17 protein-coding genes are annotated in these 17,353 nt (G+C 38.0%); 7 read left to right on the top strand and 10 right to left on the bottom strand.

Going from position 1 to position 17,353, the window contains the following annotated elements; genetic code table 11:
* Positions 1 to 62: 62 nt before the first annotated feature.
* Both FGL89_RS02850 and FGL89_RS02855 read right to left on the bottom strand, forming a co-directional pair.
* A complete protein-coding gene (locus FGL89_RS02850; protein WP_014973901.1) occupies positions 63 to 521 on the bottom strand; it encodes a MarR family winged helix-turn-helix transcriptional regulator in 459 nt (152 codons plus the stop codon).
* A 58-nt stretch (positions 522 to 579) separates the two neighbouring features.
* Positions 580 to 1,125: an LOG family protein gene (locus FGL89_RS02855; RefSeq protein WP_014973900.1), complete on the bottom strand. Its 546-nt coding sequence runs from the start codon at positions 1,123 to 1,125 to the stop codon at positions 580 to 582.
* Between the two features lie 149 nt (positions 1,126 to 1,274).
* Here FGL89_RS02855 and FGL89_RS02860 point away from each other — a divergent pair, with 149 nt between their 5' ends.
* The 4 genes from FGL89_RS02860 (at position 1,275) to FGL89_RS02875 (ending at position 5,896) form a co-directional block, all read left to right on the top strand.
* Positions 1,275 to 1,487 (top strand): DNA-dependent RNA polymerase subunit epsilon, encoded by a 213-nt coding sequence (locus FGL89_RS02860; RefSeq protein WP_014973899.1) that lies wholly within the window; start codon positions 1,275 to 1,277, stop codon positions 1,485 to 1,487.
* Between the two features lie 2 nt (positions 1,488 to 1,489).
* Positions 1,490 to 3,172, top strand: coding sequence for a ribonuclease J1 (gene rnjA / locus FGL89_RS02865; protein WP_014973898.1), 1,683 nt, complete (start codon positions 1,490 to 1,492; stop codon positions 3,170 to 3,172).
* Positions 3,173 to 3,373: 201 nt separating this feature from the next.
* Positions 3,374 to 4,891: a phosphoenolpyruvate carboxylase gene (gene ppcA / locus FGL89_RS02870; protein WP_147000371.1), complete on the top strand. Its 1,518-nt coding sequence runs from the start codon at positions 3,374 to 3,376 to the stop codon at positions 4,889 to 4,891.
* A gap of 75 nt (positions 4,892 to 4,966) precedes the next feature.
* On the top strand, positions 4,967 to 5,896 hold the full coding sequence (locus tag FGL89_RS02875) for a diacylglycerol/lipid kinase family protein (protein WP_147000373.1): 930 nt from the start codon (positions 4,967 to 4,969) through the stop codon (positions 5,894 to 5,896).
* Between the two features lie 49 nt (positions 5,897 to 5,945).
* Here the strand turns inward: FGL89_RS02875 and FGL89_RS02880 are convergent, their stop codons facing one another.
* Together FGL89_RS02880 and metK are read right to left on the bottom strand one after the other, a co-directional pair.
* Complete coding sequence (locus FGL89_RS02880) at positions 5,946 to 6,884, bottom strand: ADP-ribosylglycohydrolase family protein (RefSeq protein ID WP_147000375.1); 939 nt, start codon at positions 6,882 to 6,884, stop codon at positions 5,946 to 5,948.
* A gap of 32 nt (positions 6,885 to 6,916) precedes the next feature.
* Positions 6,917 to 8,074: a methionine adenosyltransferase gene (gene metK, locus FGL89_RS02885; RefSeq protein WP_014973894.1), complete on the bottom strand. Its 1,158-nt coding sequence runs from the start codon at positions 8,072 to 8,074 to the stop codon at positions 6,917 to 6,919.
* Positions 8,075 to 8,422: 348 nt separating this feature from the next.
* Between metK and FGL89_RS02890 the strand changes: the two genes are divergently transcribed.
* Positions 8,423 to 9,244, top strand: coding sequence for a hypothetical protein (locus FGL89_RS02890; protein WP_147000377.1), 822 nt, complete (start codon positions 8,423 to 8,425; stop codon positions 9,242 to 9,244).
* A 36-nt stretch (positions 9,245 to 9,280) separates the two neighbouring features.
* On the opposite strand, the gene FGL89_RS02895 is transcribed toward FGL89_RS02890, so the two are convergent.
* Genes FGL89_RS02895 through FGL89_RS02910 form a run of 4 tightly spaced genes read right to left on the bottom strand, consistent with a single transcriptional unit; the run spans position 9,281 to position 12,226 of the window.
* Complete coding sequence (locus FGL89_RS02895) at positions 9,281 to 9,874, bottom strand: DUF1054 family protein (protein WP_014973892.1); 594 nt, start codon at positions 9,872 to 9,874, stop codon at positions 9,281 to 9,283.
* Between the two features lie 13 nt (positions 9,875 to 9,887).
* Entirely contained in the window at positions 9,888 to 10,760 is an 873-nt protein-coding gene (locus tag FGL89_RS02900; protein ID WP_147000379.1) for a YihY/virulence factor BrkB family protein, read from the bottom strand.
* Between the two features lie 45 nt (positions 10,761 to 10,805).
* The gene (locus tag FGL89_RS02905) at positions 10,806 to 11,513 is read right to left on the bottom strand and encodes a VIT1/CCC1 transporter family protein (protein WP_147000381.1); all 708 of its coding nucleotides are present in this window, start codon (positions 11,511 to 11,513) and stop codon (positions 10,806 to 10,808) included.
* A 38-nt stretch (positions 11,514 to 11,551) separates the two neighbouring features.
* On the bottom strand, positions 11,552 to 12,226 hold the full coding sequence (locus FGL89_RS02910) for a VIT1/CCC1 transporter family protein (RefSeq protein ID WP_147000383.1): 675 nt from the start codon (positions 12,224 to 12,226) through the stop codon (positions 11,552 to 11,554).
* Between the two features lie 117 nt (positions 12,227 to 12,343).
* Here FGL89_RS02910 and FGL89_RS02915 point away from each other — a divergent pair, with 117 nt between their 5' ends.
* Positions 12,344 to 12,751 (top strand): Fur family transcriptional regulator, encoded by a 408-nt coding sequence (locus FGL89_RS02915; protein ID WP_147000385.1) that lies wholly within the window; start codon positions 12,344 to 12,346, stop codon positions 12,749 to 12,751.
* A 54-nt stretch (positions 12,752 to 12,805) separates the two neighbouring features.
* On the opposite strand, the gene FGL89_RS02920 is transcribed toward FGL89_RS02915, so the two are convergent.
* Positions 12,806 to 13,249 (bottom strand): hypothetical protein, encoded by a 444-nt coding sequence (locus FGL89_RS02920; RefSeq protein WP_014973887.1) that lies wholly within the window; start codon positions 13,247 to 13,249, stop codon positions 12,806 to 12,808.
* Entirely contained in the window at positions 13,236 to 15,926 is a 2,691-nt protein-coding gene (locus FGL89_RS02925; RefSeq protein ID WP_147000387.1) for a calcium-translocating P-type ATPase, PMCA-type, read from the bottom strand. The genes FGL89_RS02920 and FGL89_RS02925 overlap by 14 nt, the downstream gene beginning before the upstream one ends.
* A 446-nt stretch (positions 15,927 to 16,372) precedes the next feature.
* Between FGL89_RS02925 and FGL89_RS02930 the strand changes: the two genes are divergently transcribed.
* The gene (locus FGL89_RS02930; RefSeq protein WP_147000389.1) at positions 16,373 to 17,041 is read left to right on the top strand and encodes a YoaK family protein; all 669 of its coding nucleotides are present in this window, start codon (positions 16,373 to 16,375) and stop codon (positions 17,039 to 17,041) included.
* Positions 17,042 to 17,353: the final 312 nt, after the last annotated feature.

A 17,353-nucleotide genomic window follows, 5' to 3' on the forward strand; every position in this document is an offset into this window, starting at 1 on the left:
GAAAACGGCACTAATTACCGTTTTCAGACTATTTTAAATCATACCACAAAAGCTGATATCCCTCAATCTTTTCCTTTATTAAGTTCTGGTTGGATAATCAATTGATTTAAACGGTGAAATGTCTTTAATAAATCACGCCCTTCATCCAGTCCATATATATCTAACCACTTATCAAATCGCGCACCCACACGTTGCGTCACAATTTTTTCGACTCGTTGCCCTTCCACTGTTAAAGATAATAAGACACGACGGCGATCCTGGTCATCATGCGACTGTTTGAGATAGTCTCGTTCAAAAAGCGGCTTTAATTGGCGTGCAATCGCACCTTTAGTCACACCACGTTCTGTCGCAATTTCAGTCATTGTTAAAGGTACTGAACTTGCCGCTACCGAAGACATAATCAGCCATTGTTCAAATGACACGCCGAACTCACTTGTTGGCTGTGAAATTAATTTTTCTAAATTTTTCAATGCAGACATATAAATATTAATAAATTCTGCCATCAGCTCCAAATGAGCCATCAGTTAACGCCCTTTCTATTCTCAATATACCTTATGATTGTTAAGCAAAAGATAACATCTAAAATTGATCAATGTAATCTAATGCCGCTTTTGTTGTGGTAAATATTTGAATATATTCCAAATCATGGTCATCTACAAATCCATGATGGACACTATCTATTATCCACTGCCATAAACCATCATAAAAACCATCAATATTTAACAAAATTAATGGCTTGGCGTGCAATCCAATGCGGTTCCAACTAATAACTTGAGCTAGCTCTTCTAGCGTCCCAAATCCACCAGGTAATACAATAAAAGCATCGGCATTATCCATTAGTAGTTGCTTACGCTCAGACATCGTATCCACCTTAATAAGCGTAGTAATTTCATCAGCTTCAATCGAATCTTCAGCCAAATTTCTTGGTGAAATACCTAAAACTTCACCATCATATGTCATCGCACTACGTGCAGTCAGTCCCATTAATCCGGCTCGACCACCACCATAAACCAAACGCAGATGCTTTTCAGCGATCATTTGACCAACTTCTTCAGCGATGTCACCATATTTTACATTATTTCCACACTGTGCTCCCATGAACACTGTTATTGATTTAACTGTCATATACATATCCTTTGATATCAATTTAACAATATTTTATGCCTTTTTCAAGTCCATAATCAGACATTTCTCCCGTTTTAATGCGCTATGTGGTACACTATTATATAGGTTTTCGTCCGTGACAAATTAAAATTACTACTATTGGAGGCAATATGATTTACAAAGTTTATTATCAAGCACACCCTGAACGTAACCCCAAGCGTGAAACAACTGTTTCACTTTACTTGTCCGCAGAAAGTATGCCACAAGCACGGGAAATTATTGAAAGCAACACAACTTATAATGTGGAGTTCATCGAAGAATTAAGTGACAAGGCTTTAACTTACGAAAAAGCCAACCCTAGCTTCGAAATTACAACATTCTAACTATGACATATTCTGTAGATATTAAATCTAACGAAGTCGCAGTCTATGCGCTAGGCGGTTTAGGCGAGATCGGTAAGAATACGTACGGTATTGAATATCAAGATGAAATTATCGTTGTCGACGCGGGTATTAAGTTCCCGGAAGACGACTTACTTGGTATCGACTACGTCATTCCTGACTATACTTATTTAGTCGATAATATTGATCGCGTGAAGGCACTGGTTATCACCCACGGACACGAAGACCATATCGGTGCAATCGCCTACTTTTTACAAGCAGTTAATGTTCCAGTGTATGCTGGCCCATTAGCCATGGCTTTAATCAAGAATAAACTTGAAGAAAAGCAGATGCTTAATCGTGTTGAACTACACGAAATTACAGATGGTACTGTCTTAGAATTTGACAAACTATCTGTCGAATTCTTCCGCACCACCCATTCAATACCTGATGTTTTTGGTGTTGCAGTTCATACACCAGTTGGTACAATTGTGGAAACTGGTGACTTTAAATTTGACCTGACACCAACAACAAAGCAACCACCTAACCTTTGGTCAATGGCACGTATCGGTGAAAATGGTGTATTACTTATGATGAGTGATTCAACCAACGCTGAACGACCAGAATGGACTAAATCAGAGGCGTGGGTTGCGAAATCTGTTAATCGTATTTTTGATAAAATCGAACATGGTCGTATCATATTTGCAACATTTGCGTCAAATATGAACCGTGTGCGTATGGCAACAGATGCAGCAATTTCACACGGACGTAAAATCGCTGTATTTGGCCGTTCAATGGAATCAGCTGTAACAAATGGCCGTGCCCTTGGCTACTTGGAAATACCAGATGATATGCTTGTTGAACAATCTGAAATCAAACATATTCCAGATGACGAACTTTTGATCTTATCAACTGGTTCTCAAGGTGAACCGATGGCTGCCCTTGCAAGAATTGCCGAAGGTACCCATAAACAAATTCGCCTGAAGCCAAAAGATAATGTCATCTTCTCCTCTTCTCCAATTCCTGGTAACACAGCTTCAGTCAATGCTGTGATTAACAAACTTGAAGAAGGCGGTGCTAACGTCATCTACGGTAAAGTTAACAACATTCATACTTCTGGTCATGGTGGCCAAGAAGAAGAAAAGTTGATGCTTGCTTTAATGAAACCAAAATATTTCATGCCAGTTCACGGTGAATATCGTATGTTAAAAGTTCATGCGTCACTGGCTCATGAATTAGACATTCCAGAAGATCATACTTTTATTTTAGGTAATGGTGATGTCTTAGCACTAGATGGTGAAAATGCTCGTGTTGCTGGTCATTTTCCTGGTGATGATACTTATATTGATGGTTCAGGTATTGGCGACATTGGATCGGTTGTCTTACATGATCGTCAAAAGCTATCACAAGATGGTTTAGTTGTTGTCACGGCGACAATTAACCTCAAGAAAAAAGAAATTTTATCTGGACCTGATATCTTATCACGTGGTTTTGTCTACATGCGTGAGTCAGGTGACCTCATTAACGAAGGACGCCGTATCATATTTAGTACAATGCGCCGCGTGATGAATAATGCTAATGCTAGCGAAGCTGATATTCGTCAAGCAGTCATTGATGACCTTTCGCGTTTCCTTTTCAAGGAAACCGCTCGTAAACCAATGATTTTACCAATGCTCATTATGATATAAATAAAAAACCACTTTCCCGCTAAATTAATTATAGCGTTGGTCAGTGGTTTTTTATTTTTAAAATTTATCATAGCGTGATATGTTAAATTAACGAACGTTCATGGAAAATCGAACATAATATTCGGTTAAAACCTAGAATCTACTTTTTTTATTTTTAACGCTTATGTTAGAATAGTATAAGTACAAGATTAAGGAGCTATCATGGCACAACGAAAAATACCTTCAATTATGGGTACACAGCACCCAGATAACGCTAATGCGCCGTTCTGGGATTCTTCACAACAACCCTTTATTAGCGCCTATCGCGAAATGAACGAGGCCTTCGAGAATTTCAGTGAGCTTGATGTTGACGAATATATGTGGGATTGGGAAGGTAAGCACGCAGATGCTGCCGTTATAGATCGTTTATTTAGCACAGAATATGACTATTTTAAATCACATCAAATCGGAAGAGATAAGTTTCTTACTTTCCGTTTCCCAAATATTTGGGAAGAAAAAGGCTACAATTTGATGCAAGCCATGACAGCAATTCTAAGTTCAGAAGATTTTTCACATGACTTAGGATTTGATCAACGACCATTATTTGAAACTATCTTACCAATGACTCAGCGCGCTGACCAACTCATTGAAATGCAAATTTTGTTCGAAAAATTAGCTAAATTCAAGTCAGTAGAGTTTACGAAGTCAGATAAAAATAATCCTTACATCGAAATGATTCCTTTGTTCGAAGACTTCAATACACAATTACACGCCCCTGAAATTCTAAAAACTTACTTGAAGTTACATGAAGAACATTTTGGCTTCCGACCAAAATATCTACGTGTCTTCTTGGCTGGTTCTGATTCAGCTCTAACAGCTGGTTTCATGAGTTCAATTACCGGTAATAAACTTGCTATTGCACGTTTGCATGAATTTGCCCAAGAAGAAAACATTGAGATATACCCTATTTCTGGTACTGGATCTGCTATTTTCCGTGGTGGTTTGTCGCCAAAGCGTATTCAACGCTACCTTAAAGAATTCCCCGGCGTTCGTACAGCTACTGTGCAATCAGCCTTCCGTTATGATTTCCCGCTTGAAGAAGTTACAGCAGCCATTACTGAATTAAAAGCACAATTGCCTGTGGTTGAACCATTAAAAATTTCAGCAGCTGATCAAAAAATATTGACAGAAATCGCTGAAGAATCTGCAGAATTTTATGCACACACGCTTGATCAACTCGTACCAGACATGCAGCCAATTTTCAAAGCATTTCCTAAACGACGTGACCGCCGTCAACACGTTGGTGTTCTTGGCTATTCACGTTCAGTAGATGGTATTGAGTTACCACGTGCGATTAACTTTACTGGTGCTTTTTATTCAATTGGTGTCCCACCCGAATTTATTGGTTTTGGTCGTGCATTGAAAAACTTAAAACCAAGTCACTTAGAGACATTTGTCCGACATTATCCAAGTATGGCAGACGACTTCCGTGAACTCGCCAACTATGTTAACCTTGACGCTTTAGAAATTTTAAAAACACACAGCTCAGCTTGGGCAGATGTGGCACGCGATATTATGATCATGAAAGATATTTTCAATCTTGAAATCGGTCCTAAAACACGCGAACAACAACAACACGCAGAAATTGCACTTCAAGTTGTTCAAATCAAAGAAGGTTCTTCAATTGCTATTACTGCTTTGATTAACCGTATGGCACAACTTCGTCATTTCTTAGGTTAAATAATATTTATGATAGCCCTTAACGGGCTTTTTTGTTACAATGAAACTAATTTTTATTGAAAGAAATAGCAGAATATGCCTAACTTTTACGTGATTAACAATCCTTGTGCAGGTGGCGGGGAACAATCAAATATTATAAATGATGTCAAAAAAATGCCAAATATTGTTGCTTGGCATGATACAAAGTATCGTGGACATGCCGTAAAATTGGCGAAGCACTTTGCGAAGACCCTTCAGGACAATAAAGCAGTCATTCTAGTAATTGGTGGTGACGGTTCTTTACATGAGACGCTAAATGGCTTACTACAAGCCTCTCGTGCAGTGGCGATTCCTCTCGCCTATATTCCAACTGGTTCTGGCAATGATTTTGCTCGTGGTGCCCACATCGGTTCAGCCTCTGAAGCTTTACACCATTTAAAATCGATCCATCAATCTCAAATTTTGACAATTGGTCGGATTGATGGTGATATTCCGCGACAAACAACAAAGTATTTTATCAATAGTCTCGGTATTGGCTTAGATGCTGCTGTTGTGTCTCTTACAAATAACGGTAAATTAAAGCATTATCTCAATGCTATTGGCTTAGGTAGTATGAGTTATTTACCGGCAATCCTATCAGCTTTTACACATCAAGAGGCTTTCCAAATGACCATTATTAATGGTGATCAATATATTCAGATACCCAGCGCATTCTTAGTCGCGTTGACTAATCAACCGTACTTTGGTGGTGGCATTGCTATTTTGCCCGGTGCAGACTTACACGAAACACAATTGGATATTGTTATTGCCGAAAAAATGTCATTCTTTAAATTTTTGCGTATGTTTGCTGCACTCAAAAAAGATGGTAGCCATCTTAAATTTCATACTGTTCATCACATCAAATTATTACCCAATGCACAAATACATGTGCGCAATATTCAACCCAGCCAAATTGATGGTGAAAATTTAGGTATTGGTACCTATGAGTTCACAGTTAATCATCAAGAATACCCTTTCTGGCTATAAAAACACGGTATGGCAGTGTAATCACTACCATACCGTGTTTTTATATTCTCTAATTAAATCTGCCTAATCTTTCTGCCTGATTAATGACACTCATAATTAATTTGCGCGATGTTAAATGTTGACTCGTATCGACAAACCACTCATCACGATAAACAATAGCCGCAATTGCACTTACAACCGCAGGCACAACATTGTTAGCATGCCCATGAAAAAATGCATTCTGAATGGCCTGCTTATAATTATGACTATTAAGTAAAGCCCAGATAATTGCTTCTAGTGCACTTGAACTACGCCCATCAAGGCCTACACTGCCGAATTCAATATTAGCAAAATCTGGTAAATTTAACTTTTCAAACGCTTTGAGCTCTGATTCAAATACTTTATGTCTTGAATAATATTCGAAACCAAACGCCAATCCATTTTCCACAGCATCTTGTAACTCTTGTCCATCTAATATCTGACTCACAATCAGACTCAACATACCAACACTTACCAGTGCACCCTCGTCATTGTGTGTTAACCCGGCAATACGGTGCAAGGTAAGCATGGCCACTTCATCATTAATAAACGATACCCCATATTCATGGTGTAAGTAGAGCGCAACTGGTAACATTCTAGCTAAAATATTTTCACTATCAGCCGTATCTTCTAAAATACCAGATGAGAGTGCATCATGATTTTTGATATAATTATCAATCGCACGTTTTGTAATGGCATCGATTCGTTGTAATGTTTTTTCTGGTGCGAATTGTCTCTTCTTGTACCAATTTTGAAAATGATTCATCACATCAACTAACTGATACCCACGTGCTAAACTGGCAACAGTTGTTAAAGATAAACTAGTCTGCGTGCCCCAATGCAATTCACTCTGAAATGACCTAGAATCATTGAGTAAAATGGTCTGTTGGCTATTAGAAAGTTGTGTCATACTTTCACCAATTGCCATACCTAAAAGTAAAAATTGTATTGTGGATTGCTTTTTAGCCATATCTTATTTTAACATATTGCACGAATCAAAAATTAAAACAGTGCTTTGATTTTATCTACTTGATCTAACGCTTCCCAAGGTAAATCGATATCTGTACGACCAAAGTGTCCAAAGGCAGCTGTTTGCTTATAAATTGGACGACGCAAGTTTAACTGATTAATAATGGCCAATGGACGAAAATCAAACAATTCAGCAACAATATCGTTGATTTTATTTTCATCTATTTTACTTGTACCAAAAGTATCAACATTTAATGAAACTGGTTGAGCAACCCCAATAGCGTAGGCAACCTGTAATTCCAGTTTATCGGCTACACCAGCAGCGACTAAATTCTTTGCCACATAACGTGCAAAATAAGCAGCTGAACGATCAACTTTAGTTGCATCTTTACCAGAAAAAGCACCACCACCATGATGCGCTGCACCACCGTAAGTATCGACAATAATTTTACGACCTGTCAATCCAGAATCGGCTTGCGGACCACCTAAGACAAAACGACCAGAAGGGTTAATATAATAGATAGTATTTTCGTCAACTAGGTCTTGTGGCAATACTTTATCAATTACAAACTCACGGACATCAGCACGTAATTGCTCTAAGGTTACTTCTTCATCATGTTGTGTTGACAAAACAACAGCAGCAATACGCTTAACTTTGTTGTTATCATCAAGTTCCACGCTGACTTCACCCTTAGCATCAGGACGCAAATAAGCTAATGTTCCATCTTCACGAACATCACGAATTTTACGCATTAAACGATGTGACAACGCCAAAGTTAACGGAATATAAGAATCCGTCTCATTCGTCGCATAACCAAATACCATTCCCTGATCACCAGCGCCTAGCTGGTCTGGGTCATCATCAGCATTATCAACAGCTTGAGCAATATCACCTGACTGTTCAACAATTCTATTTGAAACGTTAACTGAATCCGCCATAAAACCTAAATCAGCTTGATTATAACCAATTTCACGGATAGTATTAGTAGCGATTTGACGAATATTAACGTAAGCTGTTGTTGATAATTCACCAAATATTGACACATCGCCAGTAGAAGTAGTCACCTCTACTGCTGAACGCGCATGTGGATCTTGTTCTAAAACAGCATCCAAAATAGCATCAGCTATTTGATCCGCTATCTTATCAGGATGCCCAGCTGAAACTGATTCTGAAGTAAAAAATTTTGTCATGATTGACATGATCCTCCTAAAATTTCAAAATAAAAAAGCTAGATTGTCGCAAATTAAAAGCGCGAACCAACAAATAGTCGGTACGCGCTAACGTGACGACTATCTATACAGATGGACCACCTTGGTTAAAGTGTGACAGAGGCTTATCAGAATAAAACACGCCATAATCATTAATGGCTATTATCTTCTTATAAACACTTTGTCGGTCACTTTAAAACCGGTTGGTGCAGGGTCATCGTGCTGTATCACTCGCCTGCTCTTGATAGCTGTTTTTAAATTGTACTTTAAGAATAGCAGAGCTAAAGAAAAAATGCAACATTCATTTATTTATGAGGTACAATATTACTTATGGAAAGTAATTATCAACAAAAATCATATCAATTACCTGACGGTCGCCCAATGCCAGACCGTCTGACATCAAATCCACAAGCAAAACGTAGCTATGAAAGTTTTACGCCCGCTGGTTTATTTGATTGGCGACGATGGGTACCACTCATTGTTATCGTCATTAGCTTAAACATCATTTGGTGGCGTCAACCTTTACTGCACACCAAGGCCTTACTTGGATCTTCAATTACATCACAAGTCTTACCCTTATTCGGCTATACGTTAACCATAGCCATTGGTGTGACATTGATGCTCACTCAGAATTTTCGTAGTTTACTTAGCTACTTATTCTTTGGTTTAAGTATTTTATTTACCTTTAGTTCACTGATTCAAACACGCCAAGAAATATTCTTTTTGTTACTCATTTTGAGTATTTTCTTGATTGTCATTCAGCAGTCATGGCTTGGTTTACAAAACTGGATGGGCTTATTATTGCTTAGTGTACTCGCAACATTTACTATTCCTGTCGCCATCTTTTACATACAAAACAGCTTTCTGACACAGCGCTTTTTATGGCAACTCGTACCTATGTTTTTAGGTTTTGGTTTCTATTTCACACCTATTTTGATGCCTAATCCTGATGGTCGTAAACTCAGTATTTTGACATTAGGTTTGTTCTGGGTAACCTTATTTAGCCACACTGTTGCCTTGAGTACTATCTTTATCATCCTATTTAGCCTACTAGCCTTTGTTTTACAATTTGTAAAAGCTAAAATTGGTAATTGGCAACACATGGGCTATGTTTTATTACTTGCCTTGTCGATGTTGCTTATCTACAAGTAAAAACAGTCATTGCTTGAGTACCAGCAATGACTGTTTTTATTTTAATTTTTCATAAATTGGCAGTAAGGTTTTTAATGCTGAAATCAACTTTTCTGTAACAGCTGATGTCCCTAAGTATGCATCACCACGCATAATTTTGATTCCAATTAAAACCTCACTGTGTTTCACATTTTCAAAACGCGATACAGTCGCTTCATAAGCCGATAAAGGCACGTTCTGATTCACCATGTGGTCTTGACTAATCACAAATTGCTCTGGTAAATTAGCAATCATTGGGCTAACAGCTGTTAATTTACTAACTATTGGCGCTGTTTGCTTGGGTTTCATGTTCTCTTCAACAGCTAAGTATAAATATATATGATCTGCCCATATACCTAATTCAAAATGCGGCATCATTTTATAGCCGCGTTTATTTGGTGCAAAAGCTACCCACGTATTATCCGGAGCATAAGTTGTACGACGAAGATGCTTAGCAATATGAGCAAACCAACTTTGCCCATCCTGATTCAAAATAGGCAAAGCAATTTCAGCAAATTGCTCAAATTTTGGATCAATCACATCGCGAATTAATGCCATGCGTCCGGCTAACGTCTGTTCATCAAAAATCTCAAAATCACTCGCTTCAAACATTTAAATTACTCTCTCAACTTTTTTTAGGTATTCTCAAACGTGTCTCATCATCAAGTTGAATAAGTGTTATCCACTTAATCAAAACGAAGCCTGCTACTAAAATCGTCGCAATAAGATTTAACCAAATCAATAATACGATAATTGAACTCATTGATTGGTAAAAATCGTATTGTCTAATACCAATTTTGGCGTACCATGTAAATCCAATATTCAGTAAATTTAACATGATCAGCTCAATTATGCTGCCAACCAAAACAAAGCGTACTGGTGCTCTCCCTGCCTTTGTTGGTAAAAAATAATTCAACATCACCAACGCAACCCACATACCAATCCAGATAAACCATCGTGATTGATGTTGCAAAAAATGGGTCAAATCGTTATTTGGCAAAACTTGAATAACAAGTGTCAAAATATTACTACCAATCATTAACGCAACAAATACGGCAATGATAACCAATAACCAAATAAAAGACCAGAGCCGAGTTAATAGATCACTAATCCGTTCATCAACATCTGAAATCATATTAAAGGATTTTCTAAAAACAGCAATCACACGCGAAACGGTCCACAATGTAAACAAAACAGACAACGACAGTAACGATGTGCTCTGTGATGACAAAACTGATTTTAAAATTGGCAATAATACCGTTTCAATGTTACTTGGCAATACATTTTCTACTGCCGTAATTAAGCTCGTTTGGCTGACATTAGTAATTGAAATAATAATACCCGCAGATATCACAATTGGGAAAACCGTCAAAATCACATAATAAGCAAAAGTAGGTCCCACATATCCAACTTGGGATCGTGAGAACATTTCACCTAATGTTGACAGTTTAAAACGCGTATCTAATACCCGCCAATATTGTTTTGCTTGATTAATCATACCTCTATTATGCCAAAGATTGACTAAATATTGTTGGAATTGTGTTTAAAATATTTTTCCAACGCCATAGTGGATCATAATTGTTACCAAACCAATGATAACATTGCGTAGCATTGCTCGTTTTACTAAACCATTTGACATTGAAGCACTTAAAAAGCCTGTTAAAGCTACTGCTACAACCGTAGCGCCAATTGTGGCTATGAATTGATAACGCACTGGTGACAAAATCAAAGCAGCTAACGGAAATATACCACCGAGCGCCGCACTAAATAATGATGCCCAAGCAGCAGACCAAGGATTCAAATAATGTCCTAACGTAATATCGTATTTAACGCTAAGCATTGTTTCTAATGGACTTTTTGATAGTAGTTCATCTGCAATAAGTTCTGCTGTATGACGTGTCACACCACGATCAACGTAAAAATTTTCAACTGTTTTATGTTCACTAGCAAAGTCTGTTTTCAATAGCTCTCGTTCTTGTTCAACAACAACTTTCTCACTATCTGATTGCGAGCTAACTGATGCGTATTCACCAGAGGCCATTGATAAGGCACAGGCTAATAAATCAGCTAAGCCAGCAATAAAAATTGCAAAACTATTTGTTGTAGCTGCAGCAACAGAAAACAACACACCAACAACTGTTAAAATACCATCATTTGAACCTAACACACCGGCACGAACAGCATTTAGCTTTTCATCCATTGTCATGTGTTCTTTTTTTGATTTATTATTTTGTCTAATTTTTATATCCATTCTTTGTTAACAATGAGTTCAACACTCATTCCCCCTCTTTATCTAAACAACGATCCTATCGCAAATGTGATAGCCATTGTAAAGACACCCGCAATGACATTACGAACTGACGCCCGCGTTTTGTTCGCACCATTTAATACAGCAGATGCATAACCCGTCAACGTTAAAGCAACAATAACCGCTAAGAAAGTAGTAATTTCACGCAAACTGGTGGGTGTCATAGAGATGGCGACCATTGGTAAAATAGACCCCACTGGAAAACTCACTAACGAAGCAAATGCTGCACCTTTGGCACTTAATTCATGATCCAACGTAAAATTATAACGCTCTCGTACAGTCGTAACTAATGGATCTTGTGCCATCATTTCTTGTGTGGCCTGTTGCGCTAATTGCGTTGAGATGCCTGCCGTTTCATATTTTTCTTTCACAAAAATAAATTCACTATCATAATCATTTGCCAGCGCAGCCATTTGTTCTCGACGTACACGTTCTTGCGCATCATGTTGCGAACTAACAGAAACATACTCACCCATCGCCATTGAAACCGTACCAGCCAACATACCTGCAAAACCTGCTAACAAAATTGTATCAGTATGACTTGTGGCACCCGCTACACCTAAAACAATACCAGAAACAGACAAAATACCATCATTAGCCCCCATAACCGCTGCACGAATAATATTGTTTCGTTGCATTAAACTTTGCTTGTCCATCTTCTCCCCCTTTAGAATTATTCTAGTCTTATTTATACCAAACTTTAAGTCATAAATCAAGTTAATTAGAAATATTCCAGATTACATGGTATAATATTAAGCATTAGGAGGTGTGCCATGGATGATAAAAATGCTCGCGAGATACTGCAAAGTCACGGTTTTAAAATCACTTTCCAGCGTTTATCAATTTTAAAATATTTAATGACACACAAAACGCATCCAACAGCAGAGATGATTCATTCTGATTTAACGGATATTAGTTTAGCCACGATTTATAATACCCTTGATAAATTTGTCGATGATGGTATCGTCATTGTGATTGATACACATCAAGATGAAAAAAGGCATTATGATTTCTATGGTGAACCACATTATCACATTATTAATAATGTGACTAAAGAAATTATTGATGCTGATAATTTTGATGTTGAGCCGCTTTTTAAAGCAGCTCGTGAAGTTAGTGGGCTAAATATTACAGGCTTCCATATAGAAGTTTATGGTGTTAACCCAGAAGATGCAAAATAAAAGAGCAACCAGATTAAATCTGGTTGCTCTTTTATTTATAGTTTATTTTCGTGTTTACATGTGTGAATTCATAATTTTTGACACTGCTGTTTGAATTTTTCCAAGGTATAGACCTTGTTCTTCTTCAGATTTTTCATACTTGGCATCATCAATCTTTTGTTCAGATACAATAACAGCATCTGCCATTAATTCTGTTGCATCAGCGTAGTATGTGTAAGCAGCAGCCAGTGATTTGTGCGTTCCCAATAACCGAACAGGCGCGACAGCTTGGTTTAACTGCTCAGCATTGTGACGATAATTTTCTACTGCATCTTCAAATTCTGCTTTGATTTCTGCAAATTCAGCAGCAGGTATTTCTGAAATCTTATCTGCTGTTTTAGCATCATCCAATTTTGTAAAAAATGGTTCCACATGTGTGGCTGTTTCTTCTGTATTTGTTAACACAACCTGCAAAGTTTTCATGTAAGCTTGTGCTTGTTTTGGATTAAATTTTGGCAATATTCTTATGTCCTTTTTTGAAAATTGTACGTTGTATCAATTTTACCAATTCAACGATCAAAATGATACTAATACCTGCAAATAATACAATTGCCCATTGGTAGGTATCCAAATGAGATACGTGAAAGAGCGGGTTCAACGCAGGAATGACCACAACTGCAGACATCACTAACAATGATCCCAACAAAGCCCAGTTGAAACTCTTATTTTTAAATGCTTGCGGACCAAGCATTGAGCCATAAACTGATTTAACGTTAATGGCATTAAACATTTGCATCAAACCAAGTGTCATAAATGACATTGTCAACGCATCTTGGTGCGCCAAATGATCACCCGCGTGTACGGGATAGGCCAAAGCAAAACCGTAAACTGACAAAACGATAACCGCTTGCAATACACCTTGCCACATAATTGCAGGCCCAACACCACCAGATAAGAAACTAGCAGTACGACCACGTGGTTGGTGGGACATAACACCTTTTTCAGCTGGCTCAATACCTAATGCAATAGCTGGCAAAGTATCAGTCACCAAATTAATCCACAAAATCATGATTGGTGCTAAAATGTTCCAACCTAATAATGTCATGACAAAGATAGAAATGACTTCAGCCAAGTTAGATGCTAGCAAGTATTGCAACGCTTTTTGGATGTTAGCAAAAACCTTACGTCCTTCTTCAACGGCGTGAACAATGGTAGCAAAGTTATCATCCGCTAGCACCATATCAGAAGCACCCTTAGACACTTCGGTTCCAGTGATTCCCATAGCAATACCAATATCAGCTGCTTTTAGTGCAGGCGCATCATTCACACCATCACCAGTCATCGCCACAACCTTGCCTTTGTTTTTCCAAGCATTAACAATCTTAACTTTGTGTTCTGGTGCAACACGTGCATAAACATTATACTTGTGCACATTTGCAGCAAACTCTTCGTCTGTCATGTTGTCTAAATCAGAACCAGATATAACAGCTGTCTCTTTGTCTGCTTCATCCAAAATACCTAAACGCATCGCAATTGCTGCGGCTGTGTCACGGTGATCTCCTGTAATCATCATCGGACGAATACCGGCTGCCTTAGCTTCAGCGACAGCTTGTGCCACTTCTGGACGTTCTGGGTCAATCATGCCAACGAAACCAGTAAAAATCAAGTTATTTTCAACAAGTTCAGATGTCATGTCATCAGGAATAGGTACTTTATCACTTAGCTTATAAGCAAATCCCAACACACGTAAAGCCTGCGTTGCTAAATCCGAGTTAATTGACAACAATTTAGCTCGAATATCTTCTGACAATGTGACAACTTCACCATTCATTTCAATTTGCGTTGCACGTTTCAATAATTCATCCGGCGCACCTTTAACCGTAATGATATAGCCTTCTGGTGCAGGATGCACTGTTGACATTAGTTTACGCTCTGAATCAAAGGGAATTTCTGATAAACGTGGCATATCAGTAAATAACTTATCAATATCACGTTTATGGTTTTCATTAAACGCAATTAGAGCAGTTTCTGTTGGATCACCAACATAACCATTATCTGTACGTTTGGTGTCATTATTTAAAGCTAGTATATCAGCCAACCGGGCATACGTCCCTGTTAACTCTTCGGTTGTAGCCGCATCAGATACTTCAGCATTAACAACAAGTTTTTCCACAGTCATCTTATTCTGTGTCAATGTACCTGTCTTATCTGAACCAATAATTTCAGTTGAACCAAGTGTCTCAACAGCTGGCAACTTACGAATTAACGCATTACGCGCAGCCATGCGTGTTGTACCAAGTGCCAATGTGATTGTCACAATAGCTGGCAAACCTTCAGGAATAGCGGCAACAGCAAGAGATATTGATGTTAACAACATATCAATAATTGTCTCTTTACCACGAAGAATACCGACAACAAATGTCACAGCGGCAATACCTAAGATCAAATAAGTAAGGACACGACCTAATTTCATCAAATCTTCTTGTAGTGGTGTCTTTGTATCATCGGCTTTTTCAAGCATACCAGCGATATGACCAATTTCTGTGTGCATACCAGTGCCTGTTACCACACCAATACCACGACCATAAGTCACGTTTGTATTCATGAAACCAAGATTAGTTCGATCACCTAATGGCAAATCTGTATCGGACAACACGTCAGATACCTTATCTACCGGAACGGATTCACCAGTTAAGGAAGCTTCTTCAATTTGTAAGGAAACTGTTTTAATAAAACGTAGGTCAGCTGGAACAATATCTCCCGCCTCCAAGCTTACAATGTCACCAGCAACTAACTCTGTTGACTTTACCGACATGTCTTTGCCATCACGAACAACGTTAGCATTTGGTGTTGACATTTCCTTCAGCGCATTAATAGCATTTTCAGCCTTAGCTTCTTGAAAAACACCAAATACGGCATTAATAATAACAATAGCTAAAATAAAAACAGCATCAACTAATTCACCGGTAAATGCCGCTACTAAAGCAGCAACCAATAAAATAATAATCATAAAATCTTTAAATTGATTGATAAATTTTTCAAACAATGAAGTTGATTTTGCTTCGTTTAGTTGGTTAGGACCATTCTTTTCTAAACGATTTGCTGCTTCCGAACTTGTTAGTCCAGACTGTGCCTCTGTCTGTAAATCTGACAATACTGTCGCATTATCTTGATTGTATAATGGCTTGTCTGCCATAAAATTCCTCCTACGCCTGTTGCGGCTTTACTCCTGTGTCTCACTTCAAATAAAAAAGCTCACATAAATGGGCTGAAACGATTACGCACCAGCCATTTACATGAGTCTCACTATTTAAGATAGTACCGGAACTGTCGTTCGATATAAGTAAGGCCTTTAGCCTTACTTGCTTTGACGGTATTATCGCGGAAAAAACCGCCAGTTACTCCCTCAGGAATTATCATAACTTCATTGTACCAAAGCACTTGCACCCGCGCAAGCAGTAATATAGATGATTTTTTACATAAAAAATACGAGTACCAAACCCCAAAAATGGCTATCGTTAATTATAATTACCAAAATAGACTCGAATTAGCGTAAAATAAAAAAGTAAAAAAATTTTGGAAGGAACCGCACTATTCATGACTAATACCATTGTCATATACTAAGTGCTTACGTGCTTTAATATGTCAGAAATTTGTACTGTACACCCCATTCACGAGCGACTACCTATAGCTTTATTACTAGCTACTAATGCAGGATTTGTCGATGCTTATACCTTTCAATACCACGCCGACCGTTTCGCTAGCTTGCAAACCGGTAATATTATTCAAGCTGGCATTTTTTTAGCTAGAGGACAATTTCTTGATGCTTTGGATTTTATCATACCGATTGTATTCTTTCTATTAGGTGCGGCTTTTAACAGTGTTTTGAAACACAACTTTAAACCTGGACTGTTATCCACACAACAACATAGCCTGCTGGTGGAATCAATAGGTATTATTATGGTGGTATTATTAAGTAATCACCTATCTGGAACTGCTTTTATTACGTTATTATCTTTTTTCTTAGCTATTCAATTAGACGCCTTTCCAAAAGTTCAAGGTCTCCCATTCACTAGCGTGATGTCAACTGGTAATTTACGTAGTGTTGGTGCTAATTTGGTTACTTTCTTCTATACTAGAGAACCCAAAGCACGCCAAAATGCTGGCTTATTTTCATTAATTATCCTCGCTTTTTTATTTGGCGCACTGATATCCGCTTTTCTAACAAACTACTTTAAAGAACTAACCTTGGTGGTTTCTAGTGTAGTTCTGATTACTATTTTCTTTATTATCCATGATCATTCAAAATAAAAGTGTTGACAAATAACGTGCTGATTAGTATGATTAAAGATAACGATTTTAGAAATAAACAAGTTGAACAGAAAAGTAGTAGTTAAACAAAGCTTAGAAAACTAATGGTCGATGAAAATTAGTGTGCGTGCAACTGCGAAAATGACCTGTGATTGGTGTTAGCGAATTGGTTTACCATTTAGCTGACAACGGTTTGGCCCTCGTTACTGGGCACACCATTCGGTTAGGATCATATCCCGACACCCGATGGTTAGTGAGCAGCCCGTTAGTAATAACAGGCTAAAACTCAGAATGGTAACGCGCTTTTTAGCC

It is taken from the genome of Leuconostoc carnosum, assembly GCF_007954525.1.
In the GTDB taxonomy this organism is placed as follows: domain Bacteria; phylum Bacillota; class Bacilli; order Lactobacillales; family Lactobacillaceae; genus Leuconostoc; species Leuconostoc carnosum.

Excerpts from the sequence above, each read along its gene's own strand:
- FGL89_RS02850 (WP_014973901.1), bottom strand. The coding sequence starts at position 521 with ATGGCTCATTTGGAGCTGATGGCAGAATTTATTAATATTTATATGTCT.
- FGL89_RS02855 (WP_014973900.1), bottom strand. The coding sequence starts at position 1,125 with ATGACAGTTAAATCAATAACAGTGTTCATGGGAGCACAGTGTGGAAAT.
- FGL89_RS02860 (WP_014973899.1), top strand. The coding sequence starts at position 1,275 with ATGATTTACAAAGTTTATTATCAAGCACACCCTGAACGTAACCCCAAG.
- rnjA (WP_014973898.1), top strand. The coding sequence starts at position 1,490 with ATGACATATTCTGTAGATATTAAATCTAACGAAGTCGCAGTCTATGCG.
- ppcA (WP_147000371.1), top strand. The coding sequence starts at position 3,374 with ATGGCACAACGAAAAATACCTTCAATTATGGGTACACAGCACCCAGAT.
- FGL89_RS02875 (WP_147000373.1), top strand. The coding sequence starts at position 4,967 with ATGCCTAACTTTTACGTGATTAACAATCCTTGTGCAGGTGGCGGGGAA.
- FGL89_RS02880 (WP_147000375.1), bottom strand. The coding sequence starts at position 6,884 with ATGGCTAAAAAGCAATCCACAATACAATTTTTACTTTTAGGTATGGCA.
- metK (WP_014973894.1), bottom strand. The coding sequence starts at position 8,074 with ATGACAAAATTTTTTACTTCAGAATCAGTTTCAGCTGGGCATCCTGAT.
- FGL89_RS02890 (WP_147000377.1), top strand. The coding sequence starts at position 8,423 with ATGGAAAGTAATTATCAACAAAAATCATATCAATTACCTGACGGTCGC.
- FGL89_RS02895 (WP_014973892.1), bottom strand. The coding sequence starts at position 9,874 with ATGTTTGAAGCGAGTGATTTTGAGATTTTTGATGAACAGACGTTAGCC.
- FGL89_RS02900 (WP_147000379.1), bottom strand. The coding sequence starts at position 10,760 with ATGATTAATCAAGCAAAACAATATTGGCGGGTATTAGATACGCGTTTT.
- FGL89_RS02905 (WP_147000381.1), bottom strand. The coding sequence starts at position 11,513 with ATGGATATAAAAATTAGACAAAATAATAAATCAAAAAAAGAACACATG.
- FGL89_RS02910 (WP_147000383.1), bottom strand. The coding sequence starts at position 12,226 with ATGGACAAGCAAAGTTTAATGCAACGAAACAATATTATTCGTGCAGCG.
- FGL89_RS02915 (WP_147000385.1), top strand. The coding sequence starts at position 12,344 with ATGGATGATAAAAATGCTCGCGAGATACTGCAAAGTCACGGTTTTAAA.
- FGL89_RS02925 (WP_147000387.1), bottom strand. The coding sequence starts at position 15,926 with ATGGCAGACAAGCCATTATACAATCAAGATAATGCGACAGTATTGTCA.
- FGL89_RS02930 (WP_147000389.1), top strand. The coding sequence starts at position 16,373 with ATGTCAGAAATTTGTACTGTACACCCCATTCACGAGCGACTACCTATA.